Annotated in this window: 15 protein-coding genes; 5 read left to right on the top strand and 10 right to left on the bottom strand. The window is 69.4% G+C overall.

The genetic code is table 11. The features are described from left to right. Positions 1 to 30: 30 nt before the first annotated feature. Positions 31 to 933 (bottom strand): EamA family transporter, encoded by a 903-nt coding sequence (locus AC1RSI_RS05095; protein WP_008259140.1) that lies wholly within the window; start codon positions 931 to 933, stop codon positions 31 to 33. Between the two features lie 69 nt (positions 934 to 1,002). Between AC1RSI_RS05095 and AC1RSI_RS05090 the strand changes: the two genes are divergently transcribed. Further along, a complete protein-coding gene (locus tag AC1RSI_RS05090; protein WP_050771691.1) occupies positions 1,003 to 1,500 on the top strand; it encodes an Lrp/AsnC family transcriptional regulator in 498 nt (165 codons plus the stop codon). A gap of 4 nt (positions 1,501 to 1,504) precedes the next feature. On the opposite strand, the gene AC1RSI_RS05085 is transcribed toward AC1RSI_RS05090, so the two are convergent. After that, complete coding sequence (locus AC1RSI_RS05085; protein WP_447941600.1) at positions 1,505 to 2,734, bottom strand: carbohydrate porin; 1,230 nt, start codon at positions 2,732 to 2,734, stop codon at positions 1,505 to 1,507. Between the two features lie 159 nt (positions 2,735 to 2,893). On the opposite strand from AC1RSI_RS05085, the gene AC1RSI_RS05080 reads away from it, so the two are divergent. Beyond that, on the top strand, positions 2,894 to 4,825 hold the full coding sequence (locus tag AC1RSI_RS05080) for a HAMP domain-containing methyl-accepting chemotaxis protein (RefSeq protein WP_008262143.1): 1,932 nt from the start codon (positions 2,894 to 2,896) through the stop codon (positions 4,823 to 4,825). 165 nt (positions 4,826 to 4,990) lie between these two features. Here the strand turns inward: AC1RSI_RS05080 and AC1RSI_RS05075 are convergent, their stop codons facing one another. Continuing rightward, positions 4,991 to 5,251: a hypothetical protein gene (locus AC1RSI_RS05075; RefSeq protein ID WP_008261155.1), complete on the bottom strand. Its 261-nt coding sequence runs from the start codon at positions 5,249 to 5,251 to the stop codon at positions 4,991 to 4,993. 328 nt (positions 5,252 to 5,579) lie between these two features. Between AC1RSI_RS05075 and cysK the strand changes: the two genes are divergently transcribed. The 3 genes from cysK to AC1RSI_RS05060 all read left to right on the top strand — a co-directional run bounded on the left by cysK (position 5,580) and on the right by AC1RSI_RS05060 (position 8,410). Next, on the top strand, positions 5,580 to 6,560 hold the full coding sequence (cysK, locus tag AC1RSI_RS05070) for a cysteine synthase A (RefSeq protein WP_035311056.1): 981 nt from the start codon (positions 5,580 to 5,582) through the stop codon (positions 6,558 to 6,560). Between the two features lie 53 nt (positions 6,561 to 6,613). Further along, the gene (locus AC1RSI_RS05065; RefSeq protein ID WP_035311058.1) at positions 6,614 to 7,831 is read left to right on the top strand and encodes a DUF2336 domain-containing protein; all 1,218 of its coding nucleotides are present in this window, start codon (positions 6,614 to 6,616) and stop codon (positions 7,829 to 7,831) included. Positions 7,832 to 7,981: 150 nt separating this feature from the next. Continuing rightward, positions 7,982 to 8,410 carry a Ros/MucR family transcriptional regulator gene (locus AC1RSI_RS05060; RefSeq protein ID WP_008260928.1) on the top strand — a complete coding sequence of 143 codons (429 nt, stop codon included), beginning with the start codon at positions 7,982 to 7,984 and terminating at the stop codon, positions 8,408 to 8,410. Positions 8,411 to 8,666: 256 nt separating this feature from the next. Here the strand turns inward: AC1RSI_RS05060 and AC1RSI_RS05055 are convergent, their stop codons facing one another. From AC1RSI_RS05055 to AC1RSI_RS05025, 7 genes are all read right to left on the bottom strand, one after another. After that, positions 8,667 to 9,782: a DUF2336 domain-containing protein gene (locus AC1RSI_RS05055; protein ID WP_035311340.1), complete on the bottom strand. Its 1,116-nt coding sequence runs from the start codon at positions 9,780 to 9,782 to the stop codon at positions 8,667 to 8,669. After that, positions 9,779 to 10,672, bottom strand: coding sequence for a hypothetical protein (locus AC1RSI_RS05050; protein WP_447941597.1), 894 nt, complete (start codon positions 10,670 to 10,672; stop codon positions 9,779 to 9,781). The genes AC1RSI_RS05055 and AC1RSI_RS05050 overlap by 4 nt, the downstream gene beginning before the upstream one ends. 64 nt (positions 10,673 to 10,736) lie before the next feature. Beyond that, positions 10,737 to 11,492, bottom strand: a complete 756-nt coding sequence (locus tag AC1RSI_RS05045; RefSeq protein WP_154727107.1) for an ABC transporter permease — start codon at positions 11,490 to 11,492, stop codon at positions 10,737 to 10,739. Beyond that, the gene (locus tag AC1RSI_RS05040; RefSeq protein WP_291751745.1) at positions 11,489 to 12,256 is read right to left on the bottom strand and encodes an ABC transporter ATP-binding protein; all 768 of its coding nucleotides are present in this window, start codon (positions 12,254 to 12,256) and stop codon (positions 11,489 to 11,491) included. Before AC1RSI_RS05040 ends, AC1RSI_RS05045 begins: the two co-directional genes overlap by 4 nt. Further along, on the bottom strand, positions 12,249 to 13,292 hold the full coding sequence (locus AC1RSI_RS05035) for an ABC transporter substrate-binding protein (RefSeq protein ID WP_035310096.1): 1,044 nt from the start codon (positions 13,290 to 13,292) through the stop codon (positions 12,249 to 12,251). Before AC1RSI_RS05035 ends, AC1RSI_RS05040 begins: the two co-directional genes overlap by 8 nt. Positions 13,293 to 13,336: 44 nt before the next feature. Next, positions 13,337 to 14,524: a TonB family protein gene (locus AC1RSI_RS05030; RefSeq protein WP_447941596.1), complete on the bottom strand. Its 1,188-nt coding sequence runs from the start codon at positions 14,522 to 14,524 to the stop codon at positions 13,337 to 13,339. Between the two features lie 606 nt (positions 14,525 to 15,130). Next, a complete protein-coding gene (locus AC1RSI_RS05025; RefSeq protein ID WP_154726787.1) occupies positions 15,131 to 16,111 on the bottom strand; it encodes a sensor histidine kinase in 981 nt (326 codons plus the stop codon). Positions 16,112 to 16,151 lie beyond the last annotated feature (40 nt).

Raw genomic sequence — 16,151 nt, 5'->3', positions numbered from 1 at the left:
GCCATCGTGGTTAACGGGGGGTGAAGGCGGTTAAACCGGTTCTGCGGCGACCGGCGTCTCCCGCGTCGTCGCGATGGCCCCGACCGAGGCGACGACGATGGCCGCGATGGCGAGCCACTGCTGGCCGGTCAGGTGTTCGTGCAGCACGATAAGACCCGCCAGGGCGCCGACCGCCGGCTCGGCGCTGAGCACCACGCCGAAGGTGCGTTTGGGGATACCGCGCAGGGCCACCATCTCCAGCGAATAGGGCAGGGCGCTGGAGAAGATCGCCACCGCCACGCCGGCCAGGATGATGGCCGGGTTCAGCAGGGCCGCGCCGGCATGGGCCACGCCGAAAGGCACGACGACCATGGCCGCAACGCTCATGCCCAGGGCCACGGACTGGCCCGCATGGATATGCGACAGCCGCTTGCCGAACACGATGTAGAGGGCCCAGCACAGGCCGGCGAAGGCGGCCAGGGCCATACCGACCGGATCCAGCGCACCCGTTCCGGCCTTCAGCGGCAGCAGCAGGCCCAGGCCCAGGACCGCAAAGCCGACGCAGACGAAATGGATCGGCTTTCTCGAATGGATCAGGGCCAGGCTCAGCGGCCCCATGAACTCGATGGCGATGGCCAGGCCCAGCGGAATGGTCCGCAGCGACATGTAGAAGCTGAGGTTCATCGCCCCCAGCACGACGCCGTACAGCGCGATGGCCCCCAGGTCCGCGCGGCTCAGCCGGAATCGCCAGGGGCGGAACACCGCCACCAGCAGAACCGCTGAAATCCCGACGCGATAGGCCGATGTCCCCTGCGCCCCGATGAGCGGGAACAGGGTCTTGGCGAAGGAGGTGCCGCCCGCCAGCGTCACCATGCCCGCGAACAGCGCCAGATAGGGGATCAGGCGCATCGCCAGCGGCGAGGTCAGGTGCTGTTTCAGGGCCACGGAGGTCATGGCCTGAAGCTATTGCAATTCAGCTTGCGCTTCCCGGCGATTTTCGGCTTTCATGCGCCGGATTTCGTCATGAAAGGCCATGAAATGACGAATTTCGTCACCCTTGACGATTTCGACCATAGGCTGCTGGCGCGCGTCCGGCGCAACAATCTTGAGCCGGCGCGGGTGACGGCCGAGGCGGTGGGCCTGTCGGAATCCGCCGTGCTGCGCCGGTTGCGTCGGCTGCGGGCCGAGGGCGTCATCGTCGCCGACGTCGCCGTGATTGATCCCGCTCGCGTCGAGCCGCGCATCGTCCTCCATGTCCAGGTCGAGATGAACACCCAGGACCGCAAGGTGATGGAGGCCTTCCAGCACGCCATGAGGGCCAGTCCCGAGGTCCAGGGCGCCTGGGACGTGACGGGCGAAACCGACTATCTGCTGACCGTCGCCGTGCGCTCGATGCAGGATTACGAAGCCTTCGGCATCCGCGAACTGATCCCCGAAAAGGGTGTGCGCGGCTTCAAGAGCATGATCGTGATCCGCGAAGTCGTCGGCTTCGATCCCGCCCGCGTGGCGCTGGAACGCTAGAGGCTCAGAACAGCGGCGTGATCACGCGCAGCGACACCACCACCACGTCATCGACGTCCTTCAGGCCGCCGGGATCGCGGATCAGCTGGATGTCGGGCTGGATCGTGAAACGGCCGATGCGGTCGGCGTAGGTCAGCTCCAGACCCTCTTCGTAGCGGGCGGGGTCGGCGGGCGTGTCGGTCAGGTTGGCGCGGGCCTTGGAGGACAGCCAGCCCTGGTGGAGGCCGAAGGACAGTTGGCTGTCCGGGCGGGTGGCGAAGACCTGGCGCACCAGAACGCCGGCCTGCCAGCCGCCCTGGAAGTCGGTGGTGTCGCCGTCGGACAGGCCCAGGCGGGCGAAGGCGTCGACCTGGGGGCCGTCGGGGGCGGCGGCGCCCCAGATCTGACCCTCGGCCAGGGCGTAGGCGCCCTGGGCGATGCTGTGGGCGGGGTCGCCGTCGGGGGTCAGGTCGCGGATGTCGTCCTGACGCTGGTTGTAGCGCCAGACGCCGAAGGCGTAGCGGAAGGGGGCGTGGCTGCCGACCTCGGCGATGGCCAGGACGCCGTGGTCCAGGTCCGTGTCCACCCCGCCGTGATCGCCGAAGGTGCGGGCGTCGGCGTTGACGACGGCGGCCTGGACATAGGTCCTGTCCGGGTCGCCGACCCGTAGCCGCGCCGCCAGGGACGAGGAGGGGAAGATGGCCGGGCCGTTGGGGCCGGTCGAGGCCAGTTCGGAGCCGATGCCGAACGGCGGCGAGATCAGCAGGCCTGAGGCCTCGGTGGCGTAGAATTCGCTGTTGAGGTCGTACAGGCCGGCCAGAAGCGTGGCCGATCCGCCCAGATCCTGTTCGATCCAGGCCTCGAACAGGCGGGCGCCCTGGGCCGCCACCTCGATATTGTCGACGCCCTGCAGGGTTCCGGCCAGGGCGTTGGGCTCGCCCCCGCCGTTATACAGGCCCGACATGTGCAGCCGCGCCCCGCGCCAGCCCCAGGCCTGTTCCAGGTCGCCGTCCAGTTCGACGCTCAGATTGTCCAGATACCGGCCCGCCCGTTGCGCGCCGCCTGACACCACGCCCGAAACATCGGCCGTATATTCCGCCGACAGGGTCCAGTCCGGGTCCGCCGCGCGGGCCTGGTCCTGGGCCTGGTCTTGGGCGTGGGCCGGGGCGGCGCCCATTGCGGCGCCCATTGCTGCGCAGGCAGCGGCGACCGCCGCGACGAGGGGTTTGAAAACCGAGGGCTTAGCGTTCTGCATGGCCATACGTCCGTTCTGTTCAGAGAGCGGCGTAATCCCGGCGGAATGAAAATCGTCCTTAAGCAGCCATGAGGAAACGACGTAGGCGGCCGAAAATCTTGCATTAACCAGAATTCGTATACCGCCGTTCGAAGGAATGTCAGGTTGGCGGGAGCGGTCATGATCTGGACGATAGGCAAGAAGGTCACGGCCACGGGGATCATCGTCCTGCTGCTGTCCGTGGGTACGGCGGGCGTCGGTCTGGTGATGAACGCCAAGCTGGCCGGGGCGCTGGAGCGGGCTTCGGTGTCGTCGAGCGTGCTGCGCAACCACATGCAGGCCGACATGATGCATGACGCCCTGCGCTCCGACGTGTTCGGGGCCATGCTGGCCAAGGATCCCGCCAACGGCGTCGATATCGATGCAGTGACGGCCGATCTGGCCGAGCACCGCGAAATCTTCGAACAGGCCATTGCGGAAAACAACGCCCTGGCGACGGACCCGGAGATCCAGGCGGCCCTGAAGGCGGTCGAGGCGCCGCTTCAGGCCTATATCGCGGCGGCGGCCCGGATGGTCGAACTCGCCGCCAACGATCCGGTCGCGGCCCAGGGCGGCATGACCGACTTCCTGACCCAGTTCACGGCCCTGGAGACCGCCATGAGCGCGGCGGCCGACAGGATCGAAGCCGCGGCCGAGAAGAACCGCGCCGCCGCCGAGGCTGAGGCCAGGACGGGACAGATGGTGATGATGGCCGCCGTGCTCGCCAGCCTGCTGATCAGCATCAGCCTGATCCTGGCGGGGTCGCGCGGCCTGGTGGCGCCGATCCGCCGCCTGACCGGGGGCCTGCGCGCCATGGCCCAGGGCCAGACCGAGGTGAAGCTGGGCGAGGCCCGCCGCAAGGACGAGATCGGGGACATCGCCCGCGCCGTCGTCGACATCCAGGCCCTGATCGTCGCCCGCGCCGAGGCCGAGGCGGCCGAGGCCGGCCGGCGCCGGGCGAAGGAGGAAGAGGACCGCGCGGTCGGCGACCAGTCGCGCGAGGCCGCCGCCCGTGAGCAGGCGATCGTCGTCACCGGACTGACCCGCGGGCTGGACTCCCTGGCCCAGGCCGATCTGACGGTGCGCATCACCGACGCCTTCCCGCCCGCCTACGAACAGCTGCGGACTAATTTCAACGCCGCCGTCGAGGGGTTGCAGGAGGCCATCGGCACCATCGCCGCCAATACGGGCGCGATCAACGCCGGCGCCGCCGAGATCGCCAAGGCCGCCGACGACCTGTCGCGCCGCACCGAACAACAGGCGGCCAGTCTGGAAGAGACCGCCGCCGCCCTGGACGAGGTCACAGCGACCGTCAAAGCCACCGCTGCAGGGGCGATCCAGGCCGCCGGCGCGGTCCAGGCGGCGCGCGACGACGCCGACAAGAGCGGCGCGGTGGTGCGCGACGCCGTCGCCGCCATGGGAGAGATCGAACGCTCGTCGGCCCAGATCAACCAGATCATCGGCGTCATCGACGAGATCGCCTTCCAGACCAATCTGCTGGCCCTGAACGCCGGGGTCGAGGCGGCGCGGGCGGGCGAAAGCGGCCGGGGCTTCGCCGTGGTGGCGTCGGAAGTGCGGGCCCTGGCCGAACGTTCGGCCGAGGCGGCCAAGGAGATCAAGGGTTTGATCACCCAATCGACCGTGCAGGTCGGGTCGGGCGTGAAACTGGTGACTGAGACCGGTCAGGCGCTGGACCGGATCGTGGCCCATGTCGCCCAGATCGAAGGCCTGGTGACGGAGATCTCCTCGTCCGCCGCCGAACAGGCGACAGGGCTGCAGCAGGTCAATACGGCGGTCAATCAGATGGACCAGATGACGCAGCAGAATGCGGCCATGGTCGAACAGTCCACCGCCGCCAGCCACTCCCTGTCCCAGGAGGCCGACGGTCTGGCTGCCGCCGTGTCCCGTTTCCGTGTCGGCGCGCGCCCCGCCGCCTCAGCCCCCGCTCCGGCTCCGGCCCGGCCCGCCGCCTCTCCCGCCCGCACCGTGGCCGCCCTGAAGACCGTCGGCCGCGGCGGCGCGGCCCTGGCGCCGGCGTCGGAGCCCGACGCGGACGGGTGGGAGTCCTTCTAGGCGTCTCCTTCGCCGGCCTTACAGAGGCCGGCGGAAGAACCGATCCCGGGATTGAGGCGCTTCTGGAGGGCCGACTGATCCGCCCTGGAGCCCCGCTGTCATGGCAAAACCCAACGAACGAACGCCGCCGAATCGGGGGTCGGCGGCGTTCGAGCTCTATGATGGTTACCAGTATCCGCCGGGGCAGGACCCGATGGCTTCCAAGGTGTAAAAGGGCGAAGTCGTGCCATTCACAGGCGAGGCGACGACATTCCCGTTCGAACACCGGTCCCTGTAGAAGCCCACCTGAGTGGTCAGGGTGGCATCACTGTAGAAGGTCCGGAAATACATGATTCCCGGCGCTTTCGCCGTCGCGGCGGCGGCGAATGCGGAAGCCCCGAGAACGGCTCCCAAGGCGACGAGACGGACGGTCGATTTCAGCTTCATCGTAAACCTCCAGGGGAGCCTATCTCCCACCTGGAGAGGACAGCTGACCCGAATGCGATGCAACCCACAATAATCTCCAATGCTCTTAACGTTTGCGTGAAAGGCGCGCCGCTCCGAGTGAGACGACTGCGGATCGGTGAAGGTCCAGGAGTGAGTTGCGTCGGTTGCTGGAGGCGCCCAGTGCAGCGGATGTTTGCGAAGATCCAGGATGTCGGCGGCGCCGGATCTGATCCTGGCGGACAGAAATCATCGTCGTCGCCCCCTTGCGGATCGATCTCCCCGCCTGTCTGTTACGCACCCTGAACGACCCGACCTTACCGGAGCCCCCATGTCCGACTTCAGCTACGACGCGTCCCGCCATCTGAAGAAGGGGCGGGGCAAGGTCTATGACTCGATCATCGACACCATCGGCGACACCCCCCTGGTGCGGCTGCCGCGCCTGTCGGCCGAATACGGGGCCAAGGCCACCGTGCTGGCCAAGCTGGAGTTCTTCAACCCCATCGCCTCGGTCAAGGACCGGATCGGGGTCGCCATGGTCGAGGCGCTGGAAGACGCGGGCAGGATCAAGGCCGACACGGTGCTGATCGAACCGACCAGCGGCAACACCGGCATCGCCCTGGCCTTCGTCGCCGCCGCCAAGGGTCTGAAACTGATCCTGTGCATGCCCGAGAGCATGTCGATCGAACGGCGCAAGATGCTGGCCCTGCTGGGCGCCCAGCTGGAGCTGACCCCGGCCGAGAAGGGGATGAAGGGCGCCATCGCCCGCGCCCAGGAGCTGCTGGAGGCCACCCCCAATGCGGTGATCCCGTCGCAGTTCGAGAACCTGGCCAATCCCGCCATCCACCGCGCGACCACGGCCGAGGAGATCTGGAACGACACCGACGGCGCCGTGGACATGGTGGTGGCCGGGGTCGGCACCGGCGGCACCATCTCGGGCGTCGGTCAGGCGCTGAAGGCCCGCAAGGCCTCGATCCGGATGATCGCGGTCGAGCCCGAGGCTTCGCCGGTCCTGTCGGGTGGCGCGCCCGGCCCGCACAAGATCCAGGGCATAGGCGCGGGCTTCACCCCCGCCATCTACGACGCCTCGGTCGTGGACGGGATCGAACAGGTGTCGAACGACGAGAGTTTCGACATGGCCCGCAAGGCGGCCCGCGTCGAGGGAATCCCGGTCGGCATCAGCTCGGGCGCGGCCCTGACGGCGGCCTTCCGCCTGGCCGCACGCGACGAGAATGCGGGCAAGACCATCGTGGTCATCATCCCGTCCTTCGCCGAACGCTACCTGTCGACGGCGCTGTTCGAAGGCCTGTAAAGCCGAGCGTCGCTGATACGTCGGGTTAACTCTGAGACCCTAGTCTTGGCGCCATGACCCAGGCGTCGGCCCTGAATGACGAAGAGGCGGCTCCGCCGTCGCTGAAGGCGCGCCATGCGTTGCTGAAGCGGCTGGCCGACGTCGTCTCCCTGCCGGCCAGCCGGATCAACGCTTTCGAACGGGCCGTGACCGGCGACCTGCTGGTCGAGATGCTGCGGCTGGGATCGACAGAGGAGCGTCGGCGCGTGGCGGCGCGGCTGGCGCCCCTGGCCGAACTGCCCAGCAGCGTCGCGCGCCTGCTGCTGCGCGACGAGCCCGAGGTCGCCCGTCTGCTGATCGAACAGTGCGCGTCCCTGAGCGACGCGGATCTGGTCGGGTGCGCGCGCGACGCGGGGCCCGAGCACCGGCTGATCATGGCCGAGCGTCGCGGTCTGTCCGAGATCGTCACCGAAACCCTGTTCGGCTTCGGCGAGATGGAGGTGATGGAGGCGGTGCTGCGCAACCCCACCGCCCGCCTGTCCCAGGTCGGGGTCGAGGCCGTGGTCGGCCTGAGTCGGACGCATCCGAAACTGTCCGGCCTGCTGCTGAAACGGCCTGAGCTGAGACCGGCCGGGGCCTATGTGATGTTCTGGTGGTGCGGCCCGGACGACCGGCGCACCATCCTGCAGCGGTTCGCCGTGTCGCGCGAGGTGATGCAGGAGGTGTCCGAGGACGTCTTCGCCATGGCCGCGGCCGAGGGCTGGTCGGACCCCGTCGCGCGCAAGGCCCTGCAGTTCATCGAGCGACGCCAGCGCAACCGCGCGGCCATCGACAAGAGCCCCTTTGACGGGCTGGAACACGCCCTGTCGGTGGCGGCGCAAGACGGCCTGTCGCGCGAGACGGCGTCGGAGATCGCCTTCCTGGCGGGCGTCAAACCCTTGACCGGCGCCAAGATCCTGGGGGATCCGGGCGGCGAACCCCTGGCGATCCTGTGCAAGGCGACGGGCCTGTCGCGTGCGGACCTGCTGAATCTGTGGCGCTCGATGCGTCGGCCGGAGACGACGGCCGACGGCGGCCTGCATCCTGACCTTGAACGTGTGCAGATCACCTATGAAATGTTGGCCGTGGATCGGGCGCAGACCGTATTGCGTTACTGGAACTGGTCTCTGTCATCGGCCCTGACCCCCAGTCTCCTGCGTGCGATTCGTGAGGGCGAGGATGAGGTGATCGATGAATATTCGGCGCCGGAACGTGCAGCCATGATGGTCCTGACCGAAGACTTGAAACGCTAGGTCAGCATGACCACAAGTGTGGTTATATAGAGCCTTGTCGTTCGCATAACGGCCGGATTGCTTTTGCATTCAAACAACCCTAAGAGCCGGAAGGGTAGGTTCGGCTGGCGTTTCAGTCGAAGCAAATAGATTATGAAAGAGACGCCGCGAATGGACGAGAAGCCCGAACTGCTGGAAATGACCGCTGACATCGTGTCGGCCTATGTCGGCAACAACACGGTGACGGCGGAAGCCCTGCCGGCGCTGATCGCCAATATTCACGCCGCTCTGTCGGGCGTCTCCAACGGTCCCGTCGAGGTTCCGCCGGAACCCAAGGAACCGGCCGTGCCGATCCGCAAGTCGATCAACGCCGACTTCCTGATCTGTCTGGAAGACGGTCGCAAGTTCAAGTCGCTGAAGCGCCACCTGCGCACCAAGTACGACATGAGCCCCGAAGATTACCGCGCCAAATGGGGTCTGCCGAAAGACTATCCCATGGTCGCCCCGAACTACGCCAAGGCCCGTTCGGAACTGGCCAAGCAGATGGGCCTGGGCCAGGGCGGCCGTAAACCCGCCCGCGTCGCCCGCGCCAAGAAGTAAGCCCGGTCCTTACCGGTGGAAAGCGCCCGCTTCCGCAAGGAGGCGGGCGCTTTTGTTTGATCTCCCTCCCCCTGCGGGGGAGGGGGGCGTAGCGCAGCGAAGCCGGGTGGGCCGGGCCGGGCGACGCGAGACAGATCGATTCAGAATGGGACGGGTGGGGCCTGCATAGGGCGCGCGCGCTTTTGCCTGGCCGCCCCCACCCCGTCGCTGGCGCGACGCCCCCCTCCCCCGCAGGGGGAGGGAGAAATCGTGCGTTTCAGGCCGCCTGGGCGACGCGGCGCATGCGCCAGAAGCGCAGGGTGCGCTGGGCGGCGTCGCGGGTCAGTTCGCCGTACATCCGGCCATAGGCGGCGGCCCGGCCCATCGGATTGGAATCCCCGCCCAGAAGCGACACGGCGTAGGTCAGGAAGATCGCCCGGTCGATGTCGGCGGCCTTGCAGATGATCGACAGGGCGTCCAGGTCGCGCCGGTCCACGATGTTGCGGGCGGTGTGGAAATCCACATCCGAAAGACGCGACAGGGCGACCAGGAAGGCCGTGCGGCCCTTGGAGCGCAGGAAGCGGATCAGCACCTGCGGGGTCAGCTGGTTGGCGGCGTGCAGCTCGTCGACATAGGCCAGGCTTTCGGCGTAGTCGGCCGGCAGGGCGCCGTCGTCGGTGGCGACACGGGCGCGACCGGCGGCCAGGGCGGCTTCCAGCAGGTCCGGATCCATCTGGGCGTTCTGTTCCAGGATCTGGTGACGCAGCCGGGCCTCGACGACGAAATACATGTCGTTCAGCAGGTCGGCGGGCAGGCTCTTGCGCTCGACCGCCGGGGCGTGAAGCTCGGGGTTGTTCTTGGCGCGTTCGACCGCAGTTTCCGACGCGGCGCGCGACAGCTGGGCGCCGTCGTTGCGCAGCAGGACGCCCAGGGTGTGGTCATCGCCGCGTTCGACGATGATCTCGGACACGGCCTCGGACACCTCGGTACGGCCGGAGACGGCGCGCATGTGGTCCTGGCCCTGGCGGCTGACCACGTCGATCAGGTCTGCGTCGGTCAGGACGGTCGAGGCGCGCAGGACCGGCCCGGCGACGTCGATCTGATCCTCGGCCAGGCGCCGGATCAGGCTGGCCGGGGCGTTGGGCGCCTCGGCGAAACGGGCGGCCAGTTCCGCGCGGACGGCCGTCTCCATCTCCTCCGACAGGGTTTCGAGGACGGAGCCGTAAAGCTCGGTCTCGGCCACGCTGTGCTCGACGCCGCCCAGGAAGTGGTCGGTCAGTTCGCGCAGCAGCAGCCGGCGCTTCTCGCTGGAGGCCTCGTTGGCCAGGGCGATCAGATCGGGCAGGCGCGAGCCCATGATGATGGCCCGTTCTTCGGCGGAGGGTTCGGTCATGGCAGGTCGTCCCCCGTGGTCTGGGGCATGGCCCGGACCGAGCCGTCGCTGTTGCGCTGCAGGGCGGGCGGACCGTCGGGTTGCGCCAGGTCGGCGGACGACGGGGTCTGGGTCATCTCCACCGGCAGGGCGTCGAGATAGATGGGCTGGACCGGGTTGATCCGGTCCGGCTGATGGCCGGCCTGACGATGGACCGAATAGAAGCGCGCGCCCTGGACCGGGGCGAGGGCCGCCTGGAGCATGGCGGGCGGCGCGGCGGAGGCGGTCTCAGCCCCGGTCTCACCCTTGGTCCCGCCCTGGGCCTGGGCCGCAGTTTCGGGCGCGGTCTGGGCGGTCGTCTGGCGCTGGAGGCGGAAGATCGGCGCGTCGCGTCGCGGGGCCATCGGATCGAAGGCGGGCTCAGGCGCGGCTTCGGCCTGGGCCTGAGTCTGGGTGTGTGGCTGGGCCTGGACCGGCGACTGTGCGGGCGCCGGGTCCTGGGCTGCGACGACGGTTTCGGCGTGAACAGGGGGCGGCGCGGCCTCGACGGGGGCGGGCGCGGCGACATAGGGCTGGGGCGTCGTCGCCATCGTCGGCGTCGTCGGCACGGGCGCGATCCAGTCGCTGGCCGGCGTCAGGCCACGATGCGGCGTGGGCTTCGACGCCGGCGCCGGGGCCGGCAGACGGGCCAGCGGGATGAAGCTGACGGGCGTATCGACGGCGGCGCCGACCGGGGTCGGCTGCGGGATGCGACGCAGCGTCGGCGCAGCGCCCTGCGCCACCGGCGGCTTGCCCGGCCAGGACAGGTAGCGCAGGCCGCCTGCGCCGCTCGCCGAAGATTGAGCCATGGCGGCGCCCGACGCCGCGCAGGCGGCGATCAGGGCGGTCGACAGGATCAGGGCGTGTCGCAAGGGGCGGGTCTCGCACGAACAAAAAGACAACCCCCAGCCTAGGCGGATATCGCTTAACCCGTCGCTAACGGCGCAACAGGAATCGTCCGATCACCCCGACAACGGCGTTCAGCACCAGGCCCAGCAGGGTCAGGCACAGGACGCCGGCCAGCATTTCGGCCGTGCGCAGGCGGTTGCCCGCCTCCAGCAGCCGCCAGGCCAGACCCTGGGTCGCGCCCGAGCCCGAGACGAATTCGGCCACCACGGCGCCGATGACCGCCAGACCCGCCGCGACCCGGAGACCCTCCAGCGCGAACGGCAGCGCCGAGGGCAGGCGCAGCCGCCACAGTCTTTGCAGGGGCGTGGCGCCATACAGGTCGAACAGCCGCTCGAGGTCGGGATCGGCCGACTTCAGCCCGGTCAGAATTCCCGAGAACAGCGGGAAGAAGGCGACGACGGCCGCCAGGGCCACCACGGCCCGGTCGGCGTGGTCCAGCCCGGCCCAGATCAGCACCAGGGGGGCCACGGCCACGACCGGCGTGACCTGAAGCGCCACGGCCAGGGGCCGCACGGCCCGCTCGGCCGCCGGGTGCAGCGACACCGCCAGGGCCAGCCCCCCGCCGACCAGCCCGGCCAGGACCAGGGCCTGAACCGCCATGCCGAAGGTGATCCAGGCCGAGGCGGCCAGACGCGGCCCCGCCTCGACCAGGGCCACGGCCACCGCGCTGGGCGGCGGCAGGAAATAGACGGGCAGGTCCAGCAGGCGACAGGCCGCCTCCCACCCCGCCAGCAGCAGGACGGCCAGGACCAGCGGCGGGGCCAGATCAGTCAGGCGTCTCATGCCGTCGTCTCGGCTTTGGGAGCCATGGCGGCTTCCAGGGCGTCGGCGACCGCCTCGACCGTCTGGCGATAGGCGGGATCGGCGCGCCAGCGGGCGGGGCGGGGCAGGGGGCCGGGCGTCGGCAGGTCCGCGACGGGCCGCCCGGTGGCGGCGTCCAGCACCACGACCCGCTGGGCCAGATAGACGGCCTCCTCGACATCATGGGTGACGAAGACCATGGCGGGCCGGGGCTCGGCGGCGCCCCAAAGGGTGTGCAGATCCTCGATCAGGCGGCGGCGGGTGACGCTGTCCAGGGCGGCGAAGGGTTCGTCCAGCAACAGCAGGTCCGGGGCGGTGATCAGGGCGCGGGCCAGGGCGACGCGCATCGCCATGCCGCCCGACAGCTGCGACGGCCGCGCGTCCAGCCGGTCGCCCAGGCCGACCGCGCCCAGGGCCTGGGCCGCGCGCGAACGGGCCTGGGGCCGGGCCACGCCCGCCAGCTCCAGCGGCAGGGCCACATTGGTCAGGGCCTCGGCCCAGGGCATCAGGGTCGGGCTCTGGAAGACGAAGCCGGTGCGGCCGACCCCCAGGGCGCGGATCACCTCGCCCCGGCTGGGCGTCTGAAGCCCCGCCAGCAGGCGCAATGTCGTGGACTTGCCGGCACCCGAGGCCCCGACCAGGGCGACGATCTCGCCCCGCGCCACGCTCAGGTCGATGGGGCCCAGCGGCGCGCGGCCGGGCCAGTTGACGACGACCCCCCGCAGCGCGGCGATGGGATCAGCCACGGCCCGGCAGATAGTTGTCGGTGAAGGCCTCGCGCCAGTTCAGGCCGGGGTCGAACACCCCCGCCTGGCTGACCACCTCGAAGAAGGCCTGCCAGCGGTCGGCCGTCATGGCGCCCAGGCCGTACAGGGCGGCGTCGCCCCCGTCGACGATGGCGTTGTCGCGCAGCTTCTGCCGGGCCTGGTCCAGGATGGCCTGGGTCATTTCCGGATTGTCCTTGCGGATCAGGGCGTCGCCCGGCGCCGCATCGCCCCGCAGATAGTCGCGCCAACCCTCGGCCGAGGCGGCGATGAAGCTGCGCAGGGCCGTGGCGTTGTCCCGCGCAAAGGCGTTGGGCGCCAGGACCATGGCGGCGTAGGAGGGATAGCCTTCGTCGGCCAGCAGGAAGACCTTGGGCTCGAACCCGGCCTCCTGTTCGATGGTGTAGGGTTCGCTGGTCAGATAGCCCTGCTGCACCGCCCGCTCGTCGGCCAGGAAGGGCGCCAGGTTGAAGGTGTATTTGCGCACCTGGTCGTCAGTGAAGCCGTATTTGGCCTTCAGCCAGACCCAGAAGGCGTTGATCGAGGCGTCGGCCAGCAGGAAGGGCCGGCCCTTCAGATCGGCGATGGTCTCCAGCGCGGGGTCCGGGTGGGCGATCAGGACCTGGGGGTCCTTCTGGAAGAAGGCGGCGACGGCCTTAACGGGCGCCCCTGCCGCGACCAGGTTCATCGGGATGAAGCTGTTGGACCCCATGCCCAGTTCGACCGCGCCCGAGGCCAGCAATTGCGGCACGTTCACGCCCGGCCCGCCCTGAACGATCTGGACGTTCAGGCCGCGCTTCTCATAGGCGCCGGTCGCCAGGGCCTGATAGAAGCCGCCCTGTTCGGCCTGAGCCCGCCAGTCGGTGGCGAAACGCAGCCGCACCCGGCCCTGTTCATCCACCGGCGCCTCTGAGCGGTCGCAGGCGCGCAGGCCCAGCGCCGCCCCCCCGACCACGGCCGCGCCGCCCGCGAGCAGGGCGCGGCGACGGGTCAGCAGGCGATTCCCAAGCTGGATCATGGCCCTGCTTTACGAGGGGATGCAGGCCTTGGGAAGGCGGGGGTTCAGTTCTGATCCACGTCGGGCGCGACCGTCTCGTCCTGCAGCTTGTAGCGGACGGGAACAACGCACCGGACGCCGGCCTCGAACCCCGGCGTGGCCTGGCTCGACTGCACCAGCCGCAGGGCGTCGACGCCGAAGGCGGCGGCCGGCTGGGCCTCGATCACCGAGACGTTGCCGATCTGGCCCCAGGGAGCGATGTCGAAGCGGATCAACGCCCAGCCCTCGATGGAGCGCTCGTTGAAGACGGTCGGAAATACGGGATTGGCCCGAACGGCGAACCGGTCTGCGACGGCCGGCGGGCATTGCTGCAGCGGGTCTTCACGCTGATCTTCCGGCGTTAGCGGCGGAGCCGCGAGGGTCCCGCCCGAGCGATAGAGATTGTAGACACAGCCGGTCCGGGCCGGTCCGGGCTGCATCCGGGTCTCGGCCGCCGCACGGCGAGCCTCGGAGTCCAGGTCTACGTCGCCGGACGAGCCGAGAGTCTCGACGTCGGTCGCGCGGCCATCGGCGTCGATGTTCCAGCGGGTCACGGACCAACTGCGACCGCCGGGCGGGGGCTTGCGCCCTTTTTCAAAGTCGGGAAACACAACCGTGTCCGGTCGGCGGCCGCCGAACCGGTCGCCGCAGTCGGCGCCCTGTCCGCCCAGGCGTTTCGCCACGGCGTCGCGCAGGGCCCCGGTGGTCCGGGTGACGGCGAAATAGTTCAGCAGGTCCGGGACTTCCGCCTCGTCCAGTCGAACGCTGCGCCAGCGGATCGTCAGGCGGCAATCCTTGCGCGCTTGGGCGGGAAACCGCCAGGCGGCGAGACCGGCCTGCAGGGTGTCGAAGGCTGCGGGGGCTGCGTCGGCGGGACGGATATCCACCGTGCGCCCATCCGACGCGACCGAGAAGGCCAGGATCGTCTCTGCGTCGGACATCCCCCGTCGCGCGGCCTGCTGCGCCGGCAGGTCGTCGGCGTAGAGGGGCTGAACCGCGAGGCCTTCGCACGTCGCTTCGGCCTGCGGCAGCTGCAGGATGGTGGTCTCGACCGACGGGGCCGGCCCGATCAGGACGGCGGGCCTGACGCTGATGGGCGAGGGCGTCGGAGGGGGCGGCCCCGCGTCCTGCAGCCGTGGGTCGGCCTTCGCCGAACCGGCCGTCGTTACGGCGCCGGCGGCCAGGATGCACAGGGCGGTCTGTAATGCGCGCATGACGATCTCCAACTGCACGGCATGGGTGCAGATGGGGCGGCGTCTGTCTAGCGTAAGTCTGTGAATTCGGCCCCAATTGAGCGAGGGGACGAAGCGTTCGGGAAACCCGTCGACTTCGTCCCCTCGCCAAGTCCGGGTTGGACTTGGCCGGCTGGGTCGGACCCTGGCCTCAGCGCCGTTTCAAGCGAACCCGAAAGGGCGGTCGGCTGTATCCTGTCGCGCTCCGGGTCTCTGGCGTTCCACGGCCTTGCGGCCGCGTCGTCCGTCGATCCCGATCCGGTTCCCCGCCTTTCGTCGATCCTGAGACCGTCGAAGACCGGGGCCGTGGATCCCGCCTGGCGCACGTTACGATCCGAAGATCGCCCGATCACGCCGGGTCGGAGAGCCGGGCCGGTTCGCTTGAGGCCGGGGTCTCCCCCGATTTCCGCGCCGCCGTGTCCCTCGGCCCGTTGACGTTCTCGCGAAACCCGGTATGAGGCAAGCGCCCGAACTCGCCCCGATGTGCACGATTGGCCCGGCGGCGGTGGACAAGCCTGTGAACATCGGTGGACGGATCAAATTCGCCTTGGCATATCAGCGGTTTGTGTTGTCCACAGAAACGCGACGTCAGTGCGCGGCGGGCTTTGGGTAGCTGAGAACGCACAGGGCGCCGGGGGCGGCGTCGACGATGCTGAAGCGGCCGTGAAGCTGATCCGTCAGGCCGAGGACGATGCGCAGGCCCAGGCTGCGTCCCTTGGCGGGATCGAAGCCCGGCGGCGGTCCGGCGCCGTCGTCGCGCACCTCCAGGCGGCGTTCCGCCCCCTGCTCATACAGGCGGACGTGGATGCGGCCGGGGCGGTCGGGGAAGGCGTGTTCCAGGGCGTTGTTGACGCATTCCAGCAGGATCAGGACGACCGGCGTGGCCTCGTCCGCCGTCAGGGCGTGCCGGGCTTCCTCGACCACGACGGCCACGTCGGTGCGGCCGGCGGCGTTCAGGGCGTCGCAGACCAGCCGGCGCGCCAGGTCGTCGAAGGGCGCCGCCGCGCCGTCGGCGTCGAGCAGGCTGCGCTGCACATTGGCGATCATGGCGGTGCGCGCCGAGGCGTCGGAGAGGGCGCGACGGGCGGCGGGATCCTTCGACATCCCGGCCTCAAGCCGCAGCAGTGCGCTGACCACCTGGATATTGTTGGAGACGCGGTGCTGGACCTCTTTCAGCAGCAGGTCGCGGCTCTCGGCCAGGGCGGCGTTGCGCGCCACCTCGCGCCGCAGATTGTCGGTCGCGGAGTTCATGCCGATGATGAAGAAGATGTCGACGGCGATGACGAAGACGTAGAAGGCCAGGGCCATCCCCGTCGCCAAGCTCCAGTCGAAACCGGGCGCGCCGATCCAGAACCACCAGGCGCTGAGACCTGACAGGACGGCAGTCAGGATCGCGGGCCACAGTCCGGCGAAATAGGCCACGACCACCACGGCCGGGAAGAAGGTCAGATAGGGGAAGCCGGGCGGGAACCAGTCGGCCAGGGCCATGCGGATCCCGAGCGCCGTCAGCCAGATGCAGATCGCCAGACCATAGCCAAAGGGGGGGCGACGAAACAGGTCCGGGTTCAAAGGCTTACTTCTCCCCCAATGCCCGCATCACGCGGCGCTC

This window comes from Brevundimonas sp. GW821-FHT10E09 (genome assembly GCF_058809375.1).
The sequence above is the reverse complement of the archived record's forward strand: the minus strand, read 5'-3'. Positions and strand labels throughout refer to the sequence as shown.

Coding starts and splice junctions, on each gene's coding strand:
- cysK (WP_035311056.1), top strand. CDS start 5,580: ATGTCCGACTTCAGCTACGACGCGTCCCGCCATCTGAAGAAGGGGCGG.
- AC1RSI_RS05055 (WP_035311340.1), bottom strand. CDS start 9,782: ATGACCGAACCCTCCGCCGAAGAACGGGCCATCATCATGGGCTCGCGC.
- AC1RSI_RS05090 (WP_050771691.1), top strand. CDS start 1,003: ATGAAAGGCCATGAAATGACGAATTTCGTCACCCTTGACGATTTCGAC.
- AC1RSI_RS05080 (WP_008262143.1), top strand. CDS start 2,894: ATGATCTGGACGATAGGCAAGAAGGTCACGGCCACGGGGATCATCGTC.
- AC1RSI_RS05060 (WP_008260928.1), top strand. CDS start 7,982: ATGGACGAGAAGCCCGAACTGCTGGAAATGACCGCTGACATCGTGTCG.
- AC1RSI_RS05030 (WP_447941596.1), bottom strand. CDS start 14,524: ATGCGCGCATTACAGACCGCCCTGTGCATCCTGGCCGCCGGCGCCGTA.
- AC1RSI_RS05085 (WP_447941600.1), bottom strand. CDS start 2,734: ATGCAGAACGCTAAGCCCTCGGTTTTCAAACCCCTCGTCGCGGCGGTC.
- AC1RSI_RS05045 (WP_154727107.1), bottom strand. CDS start 11,492: ATGAGACGCCTGACTGATCTGGCCCCGCCGCTGGTCCTGGCCGTCCTG.
- AC1RSI_RS05065 (WP_035311058.1), top strand. CDS start 6,614: ATGACCCAGGCGTCGGCCCTGAATGACGAAGAGGCGGCTCCGCCGTCG.
- AC1RSI_RS05095 (WP_008259140.1), bottom strand. CDS start 933: ATGACCTCCGTGGCCCTGAAACAGCACCTGACCTCGCCGCTGGCGATG.
- AC1RSI_RS05075 (WP_008261155.1), bottom strand. CDS start 5,251: ATGAAGCTGAAATCGACCGTCCGTCTCGTCGCCTTGGGAGCCGTTCTC.
- AC1RSI_RS05035 (WP_035310096.1), bottom strand. CDS start 13,292: ATGATCCAGCTTGGGAATCGCCTGCTGACCCGTCGCCGCGCCCTGCTC.